Here is a 2,720-nt window from a genome sequence, read left to right as displayed (position 1 = left end):
GGCCCAGCGGAATCTGCGTCTGCAAGGCTTCACGCTGTGCTTCAGGCAGCTCGCGGGTCATATCGGTGTCGATAAACCCTGGGGTTACCGAGTTGACCGTAATAGAACGCGAACCGACTTCACGCGCCATCGCCCGGCTGAAACCTTCCAGACCGGCCTTGGCGGCTGCATAGTTTACTTGGCCGGCGTTGCCCATGGCACCCACCACCGAGCCAATACTGATAATTCGCCCCCAACGAGCCTTGGTCATGCCGCGCAGAACGCCCTTGGACAGGCGATACAGACTGTTCAGATTGGTATCGATCACGTCGTACCACTCGTCGTCTTTCATGCGCATCATCAGGTTATCGCGGGTGATACCGGCATTATTGACCAGAATCGCCACCGGCGCACCGAACTGTTCCTGAATGGCTGCCAACACGGCGCTGACCGATTCGTCGCTGGTGACATTGAGTTCGAAACCGGCACCCTGGATACCGTTTTCCTTCAGGGTCGCGGCAATGCGCTCAGCGCCCGACGCGGAGGTCGCGGTGCCAACAACGATGGCGCCCTGACGACCCAGTTCCAGTGCGATGGCCTGGCCGATACCGCGGCTTGCACCGGTAACCAGTGCAACTTTACCTTGCAGACTCATGCAAGTTTCTCCTGATTCAGGCCTGCGCTGCGCGAGCGGCAGCGAAGGCGTCTGGGGTATTGAGATTGGAAGTCGAAACGCCTTCAGCGCAACGCTTGTTCAGGCCAGCAAGGACTTTGCCTGGGCCGCATTCGACCAGATTCGTGGCGCCCTTGGCGGCCAACGTCTGCACCGATTCAACCCAGCGCACTGGCTTGTAGAGCTGTTCGAGCAGATCGCGCTTGAGGGTTTCCAGATCGGCCGGCACTTGCGCGCTGACGTTCTGCACCACCGGGATCTGCGGAGCCTGCCAGTCGATGGCAGCAATGGATTCGGCGAAACGCTCGGCAGCCGGACGCATCAGCTCGCAGTGCGAAGGCACGCTTACCGGCAATGGCATGGCGCGCTTGGCGCCACGGGCCTTGCAGCCCTCAATGGCGCGCTCGACGGCTGCCTTGGCACCGGCAACCACGACTTGGCCCGGCGAGTTGAAATTCACCGCGCTGACGACTTCGCCTTGCGCCGCTTCGGCGCAGGCAGCCAGCACGTCGGCATCTTCCAGACCGAGGATCGCGGCCATGCCGCCCTGCCCGGCCGGAACCGCCTCCTGCATCAACTGACCACGGCGCTCGACGAGCTTGACCGCATCAGCAAGGGTCAGGCTGCCGGCAGCAACCAGCGCGCTGTATTCGCCAAGGCTGTGGCCGGCAACGAATGCCGGACGCGCACCACCTTCGGCCAGCCACAGACGCCACAGGGCGATCGAGGCGGTCAGAATGGCCGGTTGGGTTTTGTCGGTTTGGTTGAGCAGCTCTTCCGGGCCCTGCTGGGTCAGTGCCCACAGGTCGTAGCCCAGTGCAGCAGAGGCTTCTTGAAAGGTTTCGAGGATCAGCGGATGTTGCGCGCCCAGCTCGGCCAGCATGCCGAGGGACTGCGAACCCTGTCCTGGAAAGACGAATGCGAGGGAAGCAGACATGTAACAAGCCCCTAATGATCTTGTCGTCGGAAAATAACGCCCCGTTGGGACGCCAGAAACTGACAGTTTGGATGGCCCTTTGAACCGGGCGGTCACATTTAAGCATTGTCCGACGAAAACGCCTAAGACAACAGATCCTCCAGGCGACCGTGAAGACGCTCGGGCAGGTTCTCCTGAATCTCGATCAGCGCCCGCTGAATCGCACTCTGAAAGCCTTGAACCCCGGCCGATCCGTGACTCTTCACAACGATGCCCTGCAGGCCGAGAAAGCTTGCGCCATTATGTCGCGCCGGAGCCAGATCGGCCTGCAGACGCTTCATCAACGGCAGCGCCAAGGCGCCGACCGCGCGAGAAGCCATGTTTTTCTTGAACAAGGCTTCGATGCGCGCCGCAATCATCGTCGCAAGGCCTTCGCTGGACTTCAGCAGAATGTTGCCGACGAAGCCGTCACACACCACCACATCCGCCTCACCGCGATACAAGCCGTCGCCTTCGATGAAGCCGACGTAATTGATCCCGCGTGCAGCCTGCAGCAGCGTCGCTGCCAATTTGACCTGCTGATTGCCCTTGATGTCTTCGGTGCCGATGTTCAGCAACGCCACACGCGGACGGACGATGCCCAGGGTTTGCGCGGCCACCGAACCCATCACCGCGAACTGCAGCAGGTGCTCGGCGCTGCAATCGACGTTGGCGCCAAGATCGAGCAACTGGCAATAACCGGTCTGCGTCGGAATCGCCGCAACCATCGCCGGACGATCAATGCCTGGCAATGTCTTGAGCACGAATCGCGACAACGCCATTAACGCGCCGGTATTGCCAGCACTGACACAGGCTTGCACCTTGCCATCGCGGAGCAACTCAAGGGCAACACGCATCGACGAATCCGGCTTGCCACGCAGGGCCTGGGCAGGTTTTTCATCCATGGTGATGACTTCGCTGGCCGGCACAATCGTCAGGCGCGCGCGATCGGCAGCCGATTGGCCGTTGATCAGTTCTTCAAGAAGGGAGGGTTGACCGACGAGGGTCAGGTGCAGCGAGGGCGTAGCAGACAGGCAAGCGAGGCTGGCCTGAACAATGCTGCGGGGACCGAAGTCCCCGCCCATTGCGTCAATCGCGATGACTTGAGCAGAC

The 2,720-nt window shown here is 61.2% G+C and carries 3 protein-coding genes; all 3 read right to left on the bottom strand.

Annotated elements, in window-relative coordinates; genetic code table 11:
• A partial coding sequence (gene fabG / locus ACIGDJ_RS28200; protein WP_397504719.1) for a 3-oxoacyl-ACP reductase FabG occupies positions 1-634 on the bottom strand: 634 nt, incomplete at its 3' end.
• A gap of 16 nt (positions 635-650) precedes the next feature.
• Complete coding sequence (gene fabD / locus ACIGDJ_RS28195) at positions 651-1,589, bottom strand: ACP S-malonyltransferase (RefSeq protein ID WP_101156226.1); 939 nt, start codon at positions 1,587-1,589, stop codon at positions 651-653.
• Between the two features lie 122 nt (positions 1,590-1,711).
• The coding region (gene plsX, locus ACIGDJ_RS28190) for a phosphate acyltransferase PlsX (RefSeq protein ID WP_397504718.1) at positions 1,712-2,720 on the bottom strand (1,009 nt) is incomplete at its 5' end.

It is taken from the genome of Pseudomonas sp. NPDC079367 (assembly GCF_044542195.1).
Lineage (GTDB): Bacteria > Pseudomonadota > Gammaproteobacteria > Pseudomonadales > Pseudomonadaceae > Aquipseudomonas.
This window is presented reverse-complemented; position numbering and strand designations above follow the sequence as displayed.